Source organism: Bacillus sp. FSL P4-0334, assembly GCF_038004825.1.
GTDB lineage: Bacteria > Bacillota > Bacilli > Bacillales > Bacillaceae > Bacillus > Bacillus velezensis.
Genome location: NZ_JBBORX010000001.1, coordinates 2,637,476 through 2,654,560, shown reverse-complemented (window position 1 = coordinate 2,654,560; position 17,085 = coordinate 2,637,476). Strand labels below are relative to the sequence as shown.

15 protein-coding genes and 1 riboswitch are annotated in these 17,085 nt (G+C 47.0%); all 15 genes read right to left on the bottom strand.

Annotated elements, in window-relative coordinates; translation table 11 throughout:
• Positions 1-337: 337 nt before the first annotated feature.
• The 15 genes from divIVA to ftsA all read right to left on the bottom strand — a co-directional run bounded on the left by divIVA (position 338) and on the right by ftsA (position 16,802).
• Positions 338-832 (bottom strand): septum site-determining protein DivIVA, encoded by a 495-nt coding sequence (divIVA, locus tag NSQ37_RS13620; RefSeq protein WP_003154406.1) that lies wholly within the window; start codon positions 830-832, stop codon positions 338-340.
• Between the two features lie 94 nt (positions 833-926).
• Complete coding sequence (locus NSQ37_RS13615; RefSeq protein ID WP_253612992.1) at positions 927-1,697, bottom strand: YlmH family RNA-binding protein; 771 nt, start codon at positions 1,695-1,697, stop codon at positions 927-929.
• A 61-nt stretch (positions 1,698-1,758) separates the two neighbouring features.
• The gene (locus NSQ37_RS13610; RefSeq protein ID WP_003154408.1) at positions 1,759-2,037 is read right to left on the bottom strand and encodes a YggT family protein; all 279 of its coding nucleotides are present in this window, start codon (positions 2,035-2,037) and stop codon (positions 1,759-1,761) included.
• A 6-nt stretch (positions 2,038-2,043) separates the two neighbouring features.
• Positions 2,044-2,502: a cell division protein SepF gene (sepF, locus tag NSQ37_RS13605; protein ID WP_007409719.1), complete on the bottom strand. Its 459-nt coding sequence runs from the start codon at positions 2,500-2,502 to the stop codon at positions 2,044-2,046.
• Positions 2,499-3,191: a YggS family pyridoxal phosphate-dependent enzyme gene (locus NSQ37_RS13600; protein WP_007409718.1), complete on the bottom strand. Its 693-nt coding sequence runs from the start codon at positions 3,189-3,191 to the stop codon at positions 2,499-2,501. Before NSQ37_RS13600 ends, sepF begins: the two co-directional genes overlap by 4 nt.
• Positions 3,192-3,195: 4 nt before the next feature.
• On the bottom strand, positions 3,196-4,032 hold the full coding sequence (gene pgeF, locus NSQ37_RS13595) for a peptidoglycan editing factor PgeF (RefSeq protein ID WP_253612994.1): 837 nt from the start codon (positions 4,030-4,032) through the stop codon (positions 3,196-3,198).
• A gap of 154 nt (positions 4,033-4,186) precedes the next feature.
• A complete protein-coding gene (locus tag NSQ37_RS13590) occupies positions 4,187-4,438 on the bottom strand; it encodes a YlmC/YmxH family sporulation protein (protein WP_003154415.1) in 252 nt (83 codons plus the stop codon).
• Between the two features lie 60 nt (positions 4,439-4,498).
• Positions 4,499-5,779 carry an acetylornithine deacetylase gene (locus NSQ37_RS13585; protein ID WP_025284699.1) on the bottom strand — a complete coding sequence of 427 codons (1,281 nt, stop codon included), beginning with the start codon at positions 5,777-5,779 and terminating at the stop codon, positions 4,499-4,501.
• 76 nt (positions 5,780-5,855) lie between these two features.
• A riboswitch (TPP riboswitch) is annotated at positions 5,856-5,960 on the bottom strand.
• Between the two features lie 4 nt (positions 5,961-5,964).
• Positions 5,965-6,762: an ABC transporter ATP-binding protein gene (locus tag NSQ37_RS13580; protein ID WP_163113620.1), complete on the bottom strand. Its 798-nt coding sequence runs from the start codon at positions 6,760-6,762 to the stop codon at positions 5,965-5,967.
• A 128-nt stretch (positions 6,763-6,890) separates the two neighbouring features.
• Positions 6,891-7,673, bottom strand: coding sequence for an RNA polymerase sporulation sigma factor SigG (sigG, locus tag NSQ37_RS13575; RefSeq protein ID WP_003154420.1), 783 nt, complete (start codon positions 7,671-7,673; stop codon positions 6,891-6,893).
• Positions 7,674-7,813: 140 nt separating this feature from the next.
• Entirely contained in the window at positions 7,814-8,533 is a 720-nt protein-coding gene (gene sigE / locus NSQ37_RS13570) for an RNA polymerase sporulation sigma factor SigE (protein ID WP_007409714.1), read from the bottom strand.
• Positions 8,534-8,590: 57 nt separating this feature from the next.
• Complete coding sequence (gene spoIIGA / locus NSQ37_RS13565) at positions 8,591-9,520, bottom strand: sigma-E processing peptidase SpoIIGA (protein ID WP_025284698.1); 930 nt, start codon at positions 9,518-9,520, stop codon at positions 8,591-8,593.
• A gap of 215 nt (positions 9,521-9,735) precedes the next feature.
• Positions 9,736-14,031, bottom strand: a complete 4,296-nt coding sequence (locus NSQ37_RS13560) for a S8 family peptidase (RefSeq protein WP_099566732.1) — start codon at positions 14,029-14,031, stop codon at positions 9,736-9,738.
• A 273-nt stretch (positions 14,032-14,304) separates the two neighbouring features.
• Entirely contained in the window at positions 14,305-15,453 is a 1,149-nt protein-coding gene (ftsZ, locus tag NSQ37_RS13555) for a cell division protein FtsZ (protein ID WP_003154424.1), read from the bottom strand.
• Between the two features lie 35 nt (positions 15,454-15,488).
• Positions 15,489-16,802, bottom strand: coding sequence for a cell division protein FtsA (gene ftsA / locus NSQ37_RS13550; protein WP_003154425.1), 1,314 nt, complete (start codon positions 16,800-16,802; stop codon positions 15,489-15,491).
• Between the last annotated feature and the right edge of the window lie 283 nt (positions 16,803-17,085).

Sequence of the window (17,085 nt, the reverse complement as noted above, 5' to 3'; positions counted from 1 at the left end):
ATTCCTCCACAACATTTTTCAGAAAATAAAAAAAGCCCTCTCATCCCATAAGGGACGAGAAAGCTTATCTCGCGGTACCACCCTTTTAGAAAAAACGGATCATCCGTCTTTTCCTCTCGAACATCGTAACGTGATGGAACGTCCTATCCTACTCTCGGTTCAGAAAGGAAACTAAAGGGCTGATCTGCATGATTCCGGCCATCCCGGGCTTTCACCTTCCCCGGGTCGCTTTATAGCCTGTTTTGAGTCATGCCGGTCCCTTTCAATCGTCTTTTCATCTGAATTTATGAACGTATTATATTCGAACGGGCCGGAGAATGTCAAGAAAATCAGAAAATTATTCTTTTTCCTCAAATACCGCGTCGACTTCGTATTCCAGCAGATGATCCCAATCATCGTTCTTCAGCAGGTCGAGCTGCGCTTCAATCAGCATTTGGAAACGTGTTCTGAAGACTTTAGACTGTTTTTTCAGCTCTTCAATTTCCATTGCGATTTTTCTTGATTTGGAAAGCGACTCATTGATGATGCGATCAGCATTTTTTTCTGCTTCACGGACGATCAGCTTCGCTTCTTTCTGCGAGTTGCGCTTTACGTCTTCTGCGGCTTCCTGAGCTACGAGAATTGATTTATTCAGCGTTTCTTCGATATTGGCAAAGTGGCCGATTTTTTCGTCCAGCTCGTTCACTTTCGCCTCAAGCTCCGTTTTTTTACGGAGTGCGATTTCATAATCTTTTCTGACCTGCATTAAAAATTCATTTACTTCATCTTCATCATATCCGCGAAAACCTTTTGTAAACGTTTTGTTATGGATATCATTCGGCGTTAATGGCATATTGCCACCTCCATTTTTACATTTCAGTACGGTTATCTAGTTCACATTATAAAACAAATACGGCACAGATGGAGAAAAAAACTGAAAAAACGACTCATTTTTGCCGTTCAAATGTAACTTTCCATTTGTCTTTTTTCGTTTTTCCGTCAACTTTTGCCAAACTGCATCGTCCGAAGCCGCGAATCGAGAGCATGTCCCCTTCAGCAACCTGATAAGACGGATCTTCAATGGCTTTCCAATTCACCTTAACGAGCCCGTTTTTCACAAGCGCCTGCGCTTTCTGACGGGATTGCCTGCTCATTGAAGCGCAGACGGCGTCGAGACGCAATGAAGAAACCGTGTCATCCCTTATTTCGACATCTGAAGCGGGAATGTGAATAGCGGAAAGCTCGATTTTCTCAAGCTTTACCGGCGCTTTGCCCGCCTTGGTCAGCTGAGTGCTGACAAAATCGGCGATTTCACCGGAGACGATCAGCTGCACGGCTTCCTCAGAGAAAATCAGATCGCCGTATTTCTGCCGCTTTAAGCCGATCCCCATTAATGATCCGAGAAGAGAGCGGTGGTCAATGCTGACGAATTTTTCAGCGTATTGAACGTCAAAAGCCCGAAGCTCAAAATCATCCTGTTCAGGTTCCATATATTCAGGGTATAAAATCGCGCGCTTGCGCTCAGCTCTGTCATATCCTCCGAAAAACGCAAGACCGCAGGCGTCGCCGATAACGGCTTTTACAATGACCTGTTCTCTGGGATCTAAGAAATCAGTCAGCTTCATCCGATACTGGTCCAGGACAATCTGTTTCCATTCAAGCGCCTGATCAATAAAAGGCCGCTCGTCTTGTCTGAAGTGCTGGTAAATATCGCTCATGTTCTTTCCTTTCTATGTAAAGAGGCTTGGCTGGTGCCAAGCCCGTATCAAACTGTCGCATTCAAGTATACATTGCGATCATGCGGTATAGGCCCCAAAGTCCCGTCGTGGCAAACCGAAGCACGATAATCGCTACAATCGGGGATATATCCAGCATGGCAATGGGCGGAATGATCCTTCTGAACGGCTCTAAATACGGTTCGCAAATCGCTGCGAGAAACCGTCCGACCGCCGTTTCTCTCGTACTCGGCACCCATGACATAAAGATATAGATGATCAGGGCAAACGAGTAGATGTAAATTAAATAACTCAGAACGGAAAAAATTTGATAAAGAATCATCCTGCTTTACCACCTCTGATGTTCGTCTTCATTTATAAGCTCCGAAATCGTACCGGAAACGTCGACATTATCAGGCGTGCACAGAAAAATATCTGAACCGATTCTCTGAATGTCGCCGCCGATGGCGTAGACAGTACCGCTTAAAAAGTCGACGATTCTTTTCGCCTGATCATGCTGGATGCGCTGCAGATTGACGACAACCGCCCGCCTGTTCTTTAAATGATCGGCGATTTCCTGCGCTTCCGCATATACACGCGGTTCACTCAACACCACTTTAGAGGATTTCTGAACACTTTGCAAGCTTACTACGTTCTGCTTGCCCTGCGGCTTCTGAGCGTAAGCAGGCTGTTTATCTTTCTGCTGTTCATGCTCTTCCGGATGATCCTGCTCCGTTTCAATGTATTCGTACTCGTACTCCTCCTCATCCATTGAGAAAAAGTTTTTCAGTTTATTTTTCATGCTCATTTGTTTACACCCCCCGGTTCATTTCCGACTAATGAAGAGCCGATTCTGATAAAAGTTGCGCCCTCTTCAACAGCGATTTCATAATCATTTGACATGCCCATTGACAGTTCCCGGCACGGTGCGTTTGTCTGATGCAGTTTTTGCACCTGATCCCTCAGATCACGCAATTGCCGGAAGCAGGCTCTGATCGTTTCTGTATCGTCTGTCAGGGGAGCCATCGTCATCAGGCCCTCTACAGAAATGTTTCTAAACTCAGAAAGCTCTCTGATAAAGGGGATGACCTCCTCTGTTTTCAAACCGTGCTTAGACGGCTCAAGCGAAGTATTCACCTGCACAAAACAGCGAACCGCATGCTGCGCCCGTTTTTCAATCTCTTTTGCCAATGACAGTCTGTCTAAGGAATGAATATAAGATACACGGTCAACGACGGCCTTCACCTTTCTGGACTGAAGACTGCCGATAAAGTGCCACTCCGGGCTGCCTTTGATGACTTCCTGCTTATGGATAAGCTCGGCATCCCGGTTTTCTCCCAGACTTGTAATACCGGCATCAACGGCCTCTTGAGCCCTTTCGGCTGATACGTATTTTGTAACCGCGATGACGGTAACATCTTCGGGGCTTCGGCCCGATCTGTTACATGCTTCGTTTATTCTTTCGTTTATATGTCGTAATTGATCAGCAACACGCAAGATCTTACGCCTCCTTCATTCCGATAAAGGACATCATGCGTCCCGTTTTCCCTTTGTCGCGGCGGTGTGAAAAGAATAGTTCATGCTCTCGTTCGGTGCATAAACCGCTGACTGAAATGTTTTCTTCCGGAATGCCGCAATGTATCAGAAGAAGACGGTTGACCTCTTTTAAATCAAGCTGATACTGGCCTTTTTCCGTTTCGCATATGGCGGATTCAGCCGTAAAAGGCAGCGCCCGCACTTCATTGATGACGCGGTCGTCGACTGTATAGCTTTCCGCGCTGATGGACGGACCGATGACAGCCTGAATATCTGCTAAACGGGAGCCTTCTTCGTTTACCCAGCGTTCCGTCATGATGCGTCCGATTTGTTTGACCGTCCCCTTCCATCCGGCATGGGCAGCGCCGATAATGGATTTCACCGGGTCATAAAAATACAAGGGCACACAGTCCGCAAAACAAAGGGCCAAAAAAAGATTCGCATCTTTCGTGTAGAGCCCGTCCGTCCCGCGGAATGCGGAAGAATAGTCTCTCGCTCCTTTTCCTTTATCCCCGGCTGTCACGCGCCGGACGCGGTTTTCATGTGTCTGGTCGGCGAACACCCAGGAATCCAGATCAGTACCGCATAAGGACGCTATGACTTCACGGTTTGTCACAACATCATGAGCTTCGTCCCGGACGTGCAATCCGGTATTTAATGACTCATACGGAGGATTGCTGACCCCGCCGTTTTTCGTTGTGAATCCGGCGATGACCTTTGTGTTAAGCTGATTCACACAGTTCCAGTCTTCTATCATGAGTGCCGAGGGGGTGGTAAGACTAAACGGGTGATATGTATTCATGGAGATCCAACCTTTCGACAAACATTAAAAAAGCGTAATTTCCCACTCATTTTAACACAATTTTAAGCATACGTTTAGCGGCTGATTGAAAAATGAGATAAATAAATGTGCCGGAAACATTGAGATTTCCGGCTTTTTACAAGTAAAGGGAGGATTACGCTCCCCCCTTTGGTTCGTTTACACGCACTAAGATGACATCTTCCCCAATTTTAACTATATTTCGCCAAGGAATGATCATTTCCTCTTCTTTTCCGAAAAAACCGAGAACTTTTCCGCTGCCGCCTAAAATAATCGCCTGAATTTTTCCCGTTGTCACGTTAATATCAATATCACCGATGCTTCCGAGTTTTTTTCCGTTCGACACGTTTACCACATCTTTTATTTGAAATTCAGATATGCTGATCATCCGTATCACGCCCTTTGCCCGTTCTTTTTCCTATTATATGAACGGCCGGGCTGAACCTTGTCACATCGGGCAATCTTTTTTGCGGCTGCACCAGCCGAGGATAAATCTCAGCATAATTTTCGTATAGTCCATAAGCTCATCAACGGACACTTCCTCGTTTACGGAGTGGGCGTTTTTTAAATCGCCGGGACCGTATATGACGCTCGGAATCCCGGCATGATAAAGCCACCCTCCGTCAGTTACGGTTTGGGAAACATCAATGACGGGCTCCTGTTTTCTGACGGCTGAGTGTGATGCAGCCAAGACAGAAACTGCCGGATGATCCGGGTCGATTTCCAGCGCCGGGAACACCTCTCCTCTGTCTTCAATCATCGAAGATCCGCCCCATTTGAACACCGGCCTGTTTTCTTTGAGCCACAGATCACTGTCAGCGACACGATTAATATAGTCTTCGATTTCTGCGGCTGCTTGTTCGTGCGTTTCGTTCGGATAAAAGTGGACGGTGATCCATAACCGGCATTCATCGGCGACAAACGCTGCGTGTCTTCCGCCTTCAATGACGGCGGGGTTGATCGTATTGGTGCCGGGCGCAAAACCGGGATAGCTTTTCGTTACCGCCCAGTGGCGCTCCAGCTCTCCCAAGGCAGTGATGATTTTCGCCATTTTTTCGATGGCGCTCGCTCCGAATGTGCCTCCGCCCGCATGAATCATATTGCGCCTCATGCCGTCATGAAATGTTTGTTTGCTTTTCAATTCTATCCAGCCGGTGATGACTCCGCCCTGCCCTTGAATATGCAGGCTGCTCGTATCCGCGACAACGGCAAAATCCGCGTGATAGCCGCGTTTGCAGCATTCCAGCGTCCCCGCCTCACCGACTTCTTCTCCGATTACAGACTGTACAATGAGGTCGCCCGGAAGCTTAATGCCGGCATCATGGATCAGCTTCAGAGAGAAAAGAACACACGCCAAACCCCCTTTCATATCAGCGGCGCCCCTTCCGATCAGCATGCCATCTTTTACGTGCGGCTGAAACGGGTCAGAGTGCCAGTCTTCGCCCCCGGCTTCTGCCACATCAATGTGTCCGTTTAAAATCAGGCTTTGATGCCTGCTTGAATCTGTCCCTTTTAAAACACCGACTACATTCGGATCTTCCGGATACACATCCCACATATCGACCGAGCAGCCCGTTTCTTTTAAAAATCCGGCCACCCACTTTTGGGCTTCTGCCGTATTTCTTGCTGGCGGGGCCGGAGTCGGAAAGGCTATCAGTCTTTCAGCAATATGTATGAAGTCGTGCCGCCGTTTCTCCGCCTGGTGTAACAGCATATCAATCTGATGCATTGGAAATCTCCCCTTTGGCTGTATCAAAAAACCCGTTTCATTCATGAAATGAAACGGGTAAAAAACGGATCTTCCTCCGCTTTTTTCACCGCTTCCCTCCGCCGGCATGATCCGGATCAGGTCCTTTAAGGGTTGAGACAACGTCTCTCTCAGCCGCATGGCAGCACCCCCAGGGTGAATTTATGTTATTTTACGGATGATGCCTCTTTTGCACGGGTTAAAAACGGGCGGCCATTGTTCCATAAGACATTAACAGGCATATCGAAAAACGCTGTAAGCCGCTCGTCAGAAAGCATGTCCCTGATTTTCCCGGAGGCGAACACCTCGCCCTGTTTTAAAAGCAGCGCCTGATCAAATACCGGCAGAATTTCTTCAGCGTGATGGGTGACATAAAGGATGGACGGCGCATTTTCTTTTTCGGCGATCGACGTAATCGTGTCCAGCAGCTGCTCCCTTGCCATAAAATCAAGACCCGTCACGGGTTCGTCCAGAATCAGCAGTTCCGGATCAGCCATAAGCGCCCGCGCAATCAGCGCTCTTTGTCTTTCCCCTTGTGATAATGTTTCATACCGTCTGTCGGCGTAACCGATGGCGCCCAAATCCTTCAGAAGACCGATCGCTTTTTCCCTTACCTGCTCACTCGGAGTTTCGTACAGCCCGATTGAGGCGTACGCGCCGCTGAGGGCGATTTCAAAAGCGGAGTCCGCGGCATATAATTTGTGCTGAAGACCTGCCGAAACAAGGCCGATTTTCCTTCTGAGCCTGTCACCGAGCTCTGTTTTGCCGAATTGATGGCCGAGCACCTGCATCTCTCCTGAAGTGGGGAAGTAATAAGAGCATAACATATTCAGCAAAGCCGTTTTTCCGGCTCCGTTTAATCCGTACAGCACCCAATTTTCGTTTTTCTCGACGTGCCAGTTAATATCTTTCAAAATCCATTTCCCGTTTCTTTTTAATGACACACTGTCCAGCTGTAAAATCATTGAAGTTTCCTCCGTTTGCTTTGTTTAAATTTTCTAAAAACTTTTACACATTAGAATACATCACTTTTTTGCAAACGTAAACCATCGCATGAAAAAAGCCTTTAAACAAGGTTTAAAGGCTTTTTCCGTTATTGATGGATATTCTTATTCATTTGTTTAATGGCTGCCTTTTCAAGCCTTGAGACCTGAGCTTGGGATATGCCGATTTCTTCAGCGACTTCCATTTGGGTTTTCCCTTGGAAAAAGCGCTTTCGCAAAATCATTTTTTCCCGTTCGTTCAGTCTTCTCATGCCTTCTTTCAGAGCCAGCTCCTCAATCCATTGTGTATCCTTATTGCGCTCATCGCTGATCTGGTCCATCACGTAAATCGGATCGCCGCCGTCATTATAAATCGGCTCAAACAGTGAAACCGGATCCTGGATGGCGTCAAGGGCAAACACAATTTCTTCATGGGGCACTTCAAGAACTTTGGCGATTTCCTCTGCTGTCGGCTCCCTGCTTGTCTCACTGATTAACCGCTCTCTTACTTGAAGCGCTTTATATGCGATATCGCGAAGCGACCTCGAGACGCGGATCGGATTGTTATCCCGCAAATATCTGCGGATTTCTCCGATAATCATCGGTACAGCGTATGTTGAAAACTTAACATTATGGCTTAGGTCAAAATTATCAATGGATTTCATTAGTCCGATGCAGCCGACCTGAAATAAGTCATCAACATACTCTCCTCTGTTGTTAAACCTCTGAATGACGCTTAAGACAAGGCGCAGATTGCCGTTTACAAGCTTTTCCCTCGCTGAATCATCGCCCTCATCCTGTAATTGCCTAAACAGCTTTCTCATCTCTTCATTCTTGAGCACCGGTAATTTGGAGGTATCCACCCCGCAAATTTCGACTTTATTTCTTGACACGTTTTTCCCTCCCACTAGGAGCTGCTGTACAACGTTAAGTATCTCCTCGGGTGGGAAAAATATGCACCGCCATTTTACAGAAATAAACATCCGGCTGCGGCAATCCTTGCAGCAGTAAGGGCTGTCAGATGGAAAAAATTTTACACCATTTTGTTAAACTCTTTTCTCAGTCTTTTGATAATCCGCTTTTCGAGCCGGGAGATATAAGATTGTGAAATCCCCATCATGTCGGCTACATCTTTTTGAGTTTTTTCTTCTTCTCCGACAAGCCCGAAACGCAGTTCCATAATCTGCTTTTCTCTTTCGTTTAATTGCTCAAGCGCTTTTTTCAAAAGTTTTTTATCCACATTGGCTTCAATGTCTTTTGTAATAATATCATCATCTGTGCCGAGCACATCCGAAAGCAGCAGCTCGTTTCCGTCCCAATCAATATTCAGCGGTTCATCAAAGGACACCTCTGAACGGATTTTGTTGTTTCGGCGCAAGTACATTAAAATTTCGTTTTCGATACATCGCGACGCGTAGGTGGCGAGTTTGATTTTCTTTTCCGGATTAAAAGTGTTTACCGCTTTGATCAAACCGATGGTGCCGATGCTGATTAAGTCCTCGATATTGATGCCGGTATTTTCGAATTTGCGGGCAATGTAAACGACAAGACGTAAGTTTCTCTCAATCAGAATGGCCCGCGCCGCCTGATCCCCGCTCGGCAGCTTTAATAAGAGCACCTGCTCCTCTTCTTTAGACAAAGGCGGCGGCAGCGCCTCGCTTCCTCCTATGTAATACACTTCATCGCTTTTCAGTCCGAGTTTCATCAGCCATTTATACCACAAATATGTCAGACGCAGCTTAAGTTTTTTCATCTTCCTCCCCCTTCTAAATACAACGCGTTTTGAGTATGATGAATAACAGACTTTTCGTCAGGAAACATGTTTTACAGCCTTCCCTGTCAGCATCTTCGGATGAACGATTCCGTCAAATTCACCGTCCGCGGATAATGGTTTCGTGCTGATGCCGATCAGGCATTTTTCACAAGCGATCATTTCGTCTTTTGTTAAAATCGTGACGTAATCCGGCTTTAAACAGAGTAAAAATTGATTGTCCTGGCCGACGCCCCTGTACGGAATCAGCCTCAGCTTATCCGCATGGCGGAACGAATCATCAAGCTGCTCTATCACTTCAAGCGGACTGGCGGATTTGATGAGGGCCGTTTCCTTTTCGCTGAGAATCGGAGCGAATTTGTCAATGTGAAGGATCATGACCGGCGTTTTCGTCAGCGGATCATACAGCTGATTCCCGGAATCCACCAATCCTTTCGCGCGGATTGTCTGTCCGCTGAATTCCGCCTGCACCATGACAAGTTCATCGTACTGAATGGACTTCGTCTCGATGTCTTCAATTCTCTTTTTCGAAAAAAACCATATGGCCGGAAATCCGATAACTACAAACATCCAGCTGATCGGGTCGCCGAATCCGGTCTGGCTTGTGACCATTACGCCTTGCTGCACAATTGATTCTGTCTGCAGCAGGGAATGTACGCCGATCATTCCCCCGCCGACGAGAAAAGTCGCGAAATAAAAGGCGAACAAATTTTGAAAAAAGTATCGGAACCGTTTAAAGCCAAAAGCCGCAAGCACGATGACTACTGAAAACGCCATTTTTCCCGCCGGATGCTCCACAAAGGGAGAAACAGGCGTAAACATCAGAAGCACAATGGCTGACCCGATGAAACCGCCGGCGGCCACTCTTCTTTTTTTTACCTGGCGTTTTAAAATAAAGGCGGTCAATAAAAGCAAAAGAGAATCAAAACAAAAGTTCAACAGCCAAATGACATCCAGATAGATTTTCACATCTGACCCCTTTCCTCTTTTGTCTTACTTATCTGTTTCTCTCTCTTGTTTCATAAGTATAAAGCAAGCTCTGTGGGAAAGTCTGTCAATTAATGTTGAGGGTAAAGTACAATTTTTAAGGGATAACCGTTTTATTTGTCGAGGGCCGAAAGGGTTGCTTTCCTATTGTCCGCTTCAACTAAAAAAGCGCTGCCGTGATCTGGCAGCGCTCTGTTTTACTCATTGATATAAAGTTTTCCTTTAGCCGTCTGTCTCGTTTCATTTCCGTAGTCATCTCTAGCGATAACGTCAATTTTTGCTCCGCTTGCTTTGATGGAAGAAGTCGCCGTCCAGTAACCCTCATATCGTCCCGGAGAAATTTCTCTCAGCGGAAGCTCTGTTGCGTTTTGGCTCCCTGCCCGGGCGTTTGTCAGAGGCAGACGGATAACGAAGGAAGCGTCTAATTTCTTTCCGCTTGAAAAAGCGATTTTCACTGATTCTCCGGCTTTTAATTCCTTATCCGCTCCGGGAACCAATCCGGAAATGACGGGAGCATTGTAATTGACATCGATTACCGTCTTTTTCGTTGTTTTGTTACCCGCTTCATCTGAGGCCGTGACCTTGATCTCATTGCTGCCGTTTTCCAGAAGAGTTCTCGCTTGATAAGAACCGTTATTTACTTCAGCTTTTTTTCCGTTCACCTTTACCCATTTTAAATGGGTGTCGTGCACTTTTCCTTTTACGGTCACTGCTTCTTTATTTGTTTTATCACCGTTTGCCGGACTGTCAATCGTCACATCCGGCTTATCCTCATCCAGTATGACCGTGACAGGGCGTGACTCATCGGTTGACCCGCTGTCTGTCACAGATGCCGCCGTCAGCCGATTGGCATCTTCAGTGAGTGTGACGCCGGCCTGGAAATTGCCGTCTGCATCTGCTTTCGTTTCTGCGGCGGTTTTACCGTTATTGGTAAGACGGACAGCGGTTTTTGGTGAAGCTGTTCCTTTCACCGTGATTGACTTCTTGTTTGTAAATGACCGGTCTTCAGGCGACGTTATTTCTGGCACAGAAGCTTCGTAGTCGACCAAAGCCCTGATCATAAAGTTTCCGTCTGATTTATCGGCTTTTGACCAGCGGCCGTCAAGGTATTGCCAGTTTCTGTTCGAGTACGGACTGCCGTCATCAGATGACAGGGCAGGTGTATAAGGATCGGGTTTCGTCTGGCGGAACACAAGATAAAAATCCTTTCCGACCGCGATTCCTTTTGAGCTGAGATCCACTTTGGTCCATTCGCCGTTTCGAAGCGCTTCAGCTTGGAACGGGCCGGCAATTTTGCTGCCCGGAGCTCCATCAGGGCCGGATGCATCATATACTTCTGCTTGAAATTCGGTACCGCCCGGATCAGGCCAGTCGGCGCCCCAAAATTTAAAAAGGCCTCCCGTCAGCATACCGTGTTCTTTTCCGTCTTTGAGCGTCATCTTAACGGCAGATTTGCTGCCGGCTTTAAAATATGACAGCGCGGCTTCTTCCGTTCCGTTATCATATGCAATTTCCCCTTCATAACCGATATACGGCTTAAGCTTGACGTTTTTTTCAGCATCTCCTTTGATGTCAACGGAAAATTCGCTATTGTAAAAGCCTTTTGCCGCTACTTTGATTGTGTAGGAGCCTTCGTACGCCTTAAGCGAATATTCCCCTTTATCGTTTGTCACCGCCGGTTCAATTGCGGCATCCTCAGCCACATAAAGCGCAGCCCCTTTTACCGGTTCGCCTGTTGACTGATTGGTGATGGTTCCTTTTAGCGTGCCGGACGGCATTTGCTCCAGTGTAAAGTCTGCCTGTGCGGTTTTGTCTGATTGAATAGAAACTTGTTTCGAAGCGGACTTAAATCCGTAAGCCTCGGCTTTCAGCGTATAGCTTCCCGCCTTATGCGACAGGCTGTAGCTTCCGCTTGCAGGGTCGGAATATACGGATTTCCCCGTCTCGGCGACACTGATTTGCGCTCTGAGAGGCAGGAGGTTTGTTTCACGTTTTACTCTTTTTCCGGGTGATTTCACTGCCGGTTTGGCCTGTTTCGGACTGACTGCTTTTTTCTTCAGGTGGCCGGGAGGTGTTTGTCTATTGTGTTTACTTTTTTTAGCCGCCTTGCCGAGAGGGCTGCTTGAAAGCCGGACATCATCGATATACCATCCGTCTTCATTGAGTACTTCGTCTGACTGCATATTAAACATGAGCTTTATGTTTTGGCCTTTATACGCAGATAAATCTGCCTCTTCATCGTTCCATCCTGCGGAGTCACCATTGTAAACGGCCGCCTGCTCCCAATGTGATTTTCCTTCCGGAAGAACGAACACATACCCGTAATCAAAAAATTCTTCGAGCTTGTGCCAGCTTTTAAATTGCAAAAACAGCCGTCCTGTTTCCGGAACTTGAATCGGAGGCATCACCAAATTCATGTTGGCTGAATCGGCATAAGGGCCGGACAGATTCGTCGCATACACTTTATCTCCGGAAAATGCGGTGCCGGGCCCTGAACCCGGGATACCCCATTCCCATTGGTCATGTGTCCCGTAACTGGACCAGCCCGCCGGCTGTGATTCAAAATCCTCTTTGTATCCCGCCGTAATGCTCGGTTTCACGTCAGCCCGGTACGTATCAGATTCTACAGAATGACCTCCGAAATCTTTTATGGTCCATTTATAACTTACCTTGCTTCCCGTTACATCCGGAATCTCCGCCTGGTATGTTCCCTTTTTTTCATCACCGCTTTTTTGAACGGCAGCTGTCGTTTTCCACTTTCCTTCATCAAACTGATAGGAAAGGATGACTTCAGTTACGCTTACATCGTCTTCTGCTGTAACCGTTAACGGAAGGTTTGCCCCTTTGTAAGCCGCTGAGACCGGTTCATGGTGAAAGCTGGGCGGATTGTGATCTTCGCCCGCAGAAGAGACCTTGCCTTCTACGCCTCCGATTCCGTCCGTTACGGCAGAAACGGCATCAAAAGCGTTAACGAGACCGTGGCCGTAACCGTTATTCGGTGATTCCGGAAAAACGGAATCTGTCAGCTTTTCCGCGGTGCGCGTCAAAACGTCTTCCATTTCATCGACCGTAATAGAGGCGTTCGCCTGCCTTAACAAAGCCGCCGTCGCCGCCACATGCGGCCCGGCCATTGAAGTTCCGTCCCAGCCGCCTTCGTATGTTCCTCCAGGAATCGAAGAACGGATATTCACTCCCGGAGCCGAAATGTCCGGTTTTGTTTCATGATACGGTGAGGGGCCTTGAAGTGAGAAATCAGCGAGTTTCTTGTCGATGTCAGTCGCACCTGTCGCAAATGCTTCAGGATAATTGGCCGGGTTTGCGATTGAACCCGGTCCTCCCGGTGTAAATAAGTCTTCATTTCCCGCAGAGAATTCCGGAAAAATCCCTGCCGCTCTCCACGCATTCACCATATCGCGGTACCACTCGTCCATTCCCGAACCGCCTGCCCAGGAATTATTGACAACATCCGGCGCCATCTCGGGATGGGGCGTGCCGTTTTTATCTTTAGGCGCGAGCACCCACTCACCGGCATCCAAAATATCGGCATCGGTTCCTCCGTCATCTGAAAATGCTTTTACTGCGATCCATTTCGCCCCCGGAGCCACACCGATTTGATTTGAGCCGTCAGGTTCTGAACCCGTCATGGTCCCTGTTACATGAGTGCCGTGTTCAAGATCATCGTAGGGAGCGTCTTTATGGGACACGGCATCATACCAGTTCATTTCATGATTCGGCGCTGCGGGATTTTCAGGATCGTAACCCCGGTATTTTTCTTTAAGCGCCGGATGATCCCACTGAACTCCCGTATCAATGGAGGCGACAACCGTGCCGGTTCCGTCGTATCCTGAGGCCCAGGCCTGCGGCGCATCAATTTGGCTGATATTCCATTCGATGCCTTCCTTTGCTTTGATCTCTTTTTGTTTTTTCTTCATTTGAAAAGGAGCTTTTGATTGTCGTTGAGTAAGCTGACGTTTTTCATTCGGAAGAACTTTTTCTACTTCAGGAAATGAGGCGGCTTTTTCCATTACCTCTTTCGAAGCAGTGACTGCCATTCCGTTAACAATATAATAGGAATGGATGTGATCAGCCTTGCCTTTCTTTTTTTGTTTTTCCAAATATGTTTTCAGATTCTGCTGCGCATCATGAGCCGCCAGTTTTAAAGAAGAAACGACGGCTGACCGCTTTTGATATTCGTTTTTTGCTGCGGAAAGCGATTGAGACTTGGCGTTTTTTTCTGCTTCTTTGACCGCTTTTTTCGTATTGGCTTTCTCTTTAAATTTGATAAGAAACGTGACTTTATCATTTTTTTCAAAACGCTTCTTGACTGAATCGGAAATCTTATGCTGAATGCTCTTAGAGGAAGAAAGATCTTTGGTGAAAGAAACTGCCCCCGGTGTGCTGTTCGCTCCGGCTGCACCCGGAAACAACAGGGAACTGACGACAATCGCGCTTAAAACGGAGCCTGTCCATCTGTTTCTTGTTTTTTTCTTCAATCGTATCCCCCCTTATTTGGTAACGCCCTATAAAATGTGTATCCCTCCTTCATAATTGGAATCGTTTGTCATTTCGATGCTGTACGTTAAATGTAGACAATCTTCCATCCAGATATTGTCGCATTCTGTAGAAAGCCGTATGAAACTAAAAAACAATCAATTCGTCATAGGTATAAAGTTGCTTTTTTCACTGTATAGATTATGGGGATAGGAAGGAAGACTGTACACAAAAAAGAAAAAGGACAAAACCATGTGGTCTTGTCCTTTTTTACATCAGCCGCGTTTGTTGCGGTTTCTTAAAAATGTAGGAATGTCGAGGGCATCATCCGCCGGCTGTGATGTATGGCGGTTCACCGTGTTTTGATGCTGTGTTTCTTCTCGTTTCGGCTCACGTTTCGCAGCGTTTTGACTTTGAGACTTCAATCCTTGGTTTAAAGTCGGTCGCTGCGGTTTTGAGTCATCTTTTTCCTGTTCGATAAAACCGGTCGCAATAACGGTGACGACGATTTCATCTTTCAGATTTTCATTGATAACTGAACCGAAAATCATGTTGACATCTGGGTCGGATGCAGAAGCGACGATGTCGGCTGCTTCCTGCACTTCGTAGAGGCTCAGGTTTGTACCTCCCGTAATGTTCATCAAAACACCTTGCGCTCCGTCGATTGCCGCTTCCAGTAACGGACTGGAGATCGCCTTTTTGGCGGCTTCAGCAGCACGGCTTTCGCCCGTAGCGATCCCGATACCCATCAATGCTGAACCTTTGTTGGACATGATGGTTTTGACATCGGCAAAGTCCAAGTTGATTAAACCAGGCGTCGCGATGAGGTCAGAGATACCTTGCACCCCTTGGCGAAGCACGTTATCAGCTTCACGGAATGCTTCAAGCATCGGTGTGTTTTTATCGACAATTTCAAGAATGCGGTCATTCGGAATAACGATCAGTGTGTCAACGGCTTCTTTCATTGCCGTGATACCGCCTGCAGCCTGCAGCTGACGTTTTCTTCCTTCAAATGTAAACGGTCTTGTTACGACACCGACAGTCAAAGCGCCTAAGTCCTTTGCGATTTGCGCGATAACCGGTGCGGCTCCCGTTCCGGTACCGCCTCCCATTCCGGCTGTAACGAACACCATGTCAGCGCCTTTTAGCGCTTCTTCGATTTGTTCCTTACTTTCTTCAGCGGCTTTTTTGCCGACTTCCGGATTCGCTCCCGCTCCGAGACCGCGGGTCAGCTTTTCCCCGATCTGCATTTTCACTTCCGCTTTTGACAGGTTAAGAGCTTGCGCGTCCGTGTTTACCGCAATGTACTCTACACCCTGCACTTCATTTTCAATCATTCGGTTGACCGCGTTATTACCGCCGCCTCCTACTCCGATTACTTTAATTGATGCTAAGCCGTCTATGTTTGTTTCGAAATCCAACATGCTAAATCCTCCTAATCTGCCGAATGACTATCAATCTATTCCCAAAACATGCTTAATAGTTTTTTCATTTTGCTCGGTTTGTTGTGTTCGGCTTGTGTTTTTTGTTTTGCTTTTGGACGCTGCTGCGCCTCTGGCCGCTGATGATGTTCTTCTTCGTGAGAGACCGCGATTTCCTGCACGGCTTCTTCCGGCATATGAAAGCCTATTTTTCTTCCCTGAATTCTGGCATTTCGGCAGGCAAATTGTATCAAGCCGACACCCGTCATATACTGAGGGTCTCTTACACCGATATAATTCGGGCTTGCGACCCTTACATTGTGCCTCAGCACTTCCTGTGCCAATGAAAGCACTCCGGGCATTGCGGCCTGTCCGCCGGTCAGCACAAAGCCGCCGGGCAGATCTGTAATTCCCATATGCTCAATTTCGGCTGCGGCAATCTCAAGAATCTCTTCCACTCTTGCTTCAATAATATTGGCAATTTCCTGCTGTGTAAAAGATTGCTTTTGATTCGTTCCTATGACGGTGACTTCAAATACTTCATCTTCTGAAGCCTCATCGTAGAATGCATGTCCGAATTGTTTTTTTACTCTTTCAGCCTCTTCGGTGGAAGTGCGCAATCCGATCGATACATCTTTCGTGATGTTTTCGCCTCCGAGCGGAATGACGGCTGTCTCCTTCAGGTGCCCCTGTTCAAATACCGCCACCGTCGTCGAGCCGCCGCCGATATCAATCATGGCGACTCCGAGGTTTTTTTCGTCTTTTGACAAAGCCGCCGAACCGGCCGCAAGCGGCTGCAGGCAAATATCAGTAATTTCAACGCCCGCTCTCTCCACACAGCGAAGTAAGTTATGTAAGATCGTTTTGGAGCCGGTAATCAGCGTGCCTTCTACTTCCAGGCGCACGCCGAGCATTTTTTTCGGATCGGTAATTTCGTCTCTTCCGTCAACGATAAACTGTTTCGGAACGACGTCTACGATCAGCTGCTCATGCGGAACTGACACGACCTGTGCCGCTTCCATTACCCTGCGGACGTCTTCAACGTGAATTTCTTTGTTTTCACTGGAAACAGCGACAACGCCGTTCGTATCTTGAATATGAATATAATTTCCATTAACGCCGACAATGGCTTTTTTCAGCGGAAAACCTACCATTCTTTCAGCTTGGTCAAACGCTTTTCTTATAGAATGAACGGTTTCATCTATATCAACGATTGAGCCTTTTTTCAACCCTTCAGACGGTACATTTCCCACTCCGATAATGTTAAGGGAATCATCTGTCATTTCTCCGACGATCACTTTTGTATTGGACGTACCGATGTCAAGACTGACGTAAAGTTCATTGTTGTTCATTCTATGGCACCTCCTCACATTTCGATCAAATTCTATTCTATTATTTGCGGAACAACAATACAATGAATGTGGCTTTACAAGTGTGTAACAAAAACAACAGCATCAACAAATTCTTATCTGATTTCTCACAATTTATGTTTAATGAAACTATTCGTTATATTCTATGTATATCCTCTTTTATATCGTATTTTTTTTATTTTTTTTAGAGACGGCCCACCTTACCGTAAGATTTCCTGTCACGGTGCCATACTGTGCAAACCAGATGCAAATATACCCGCTTTCC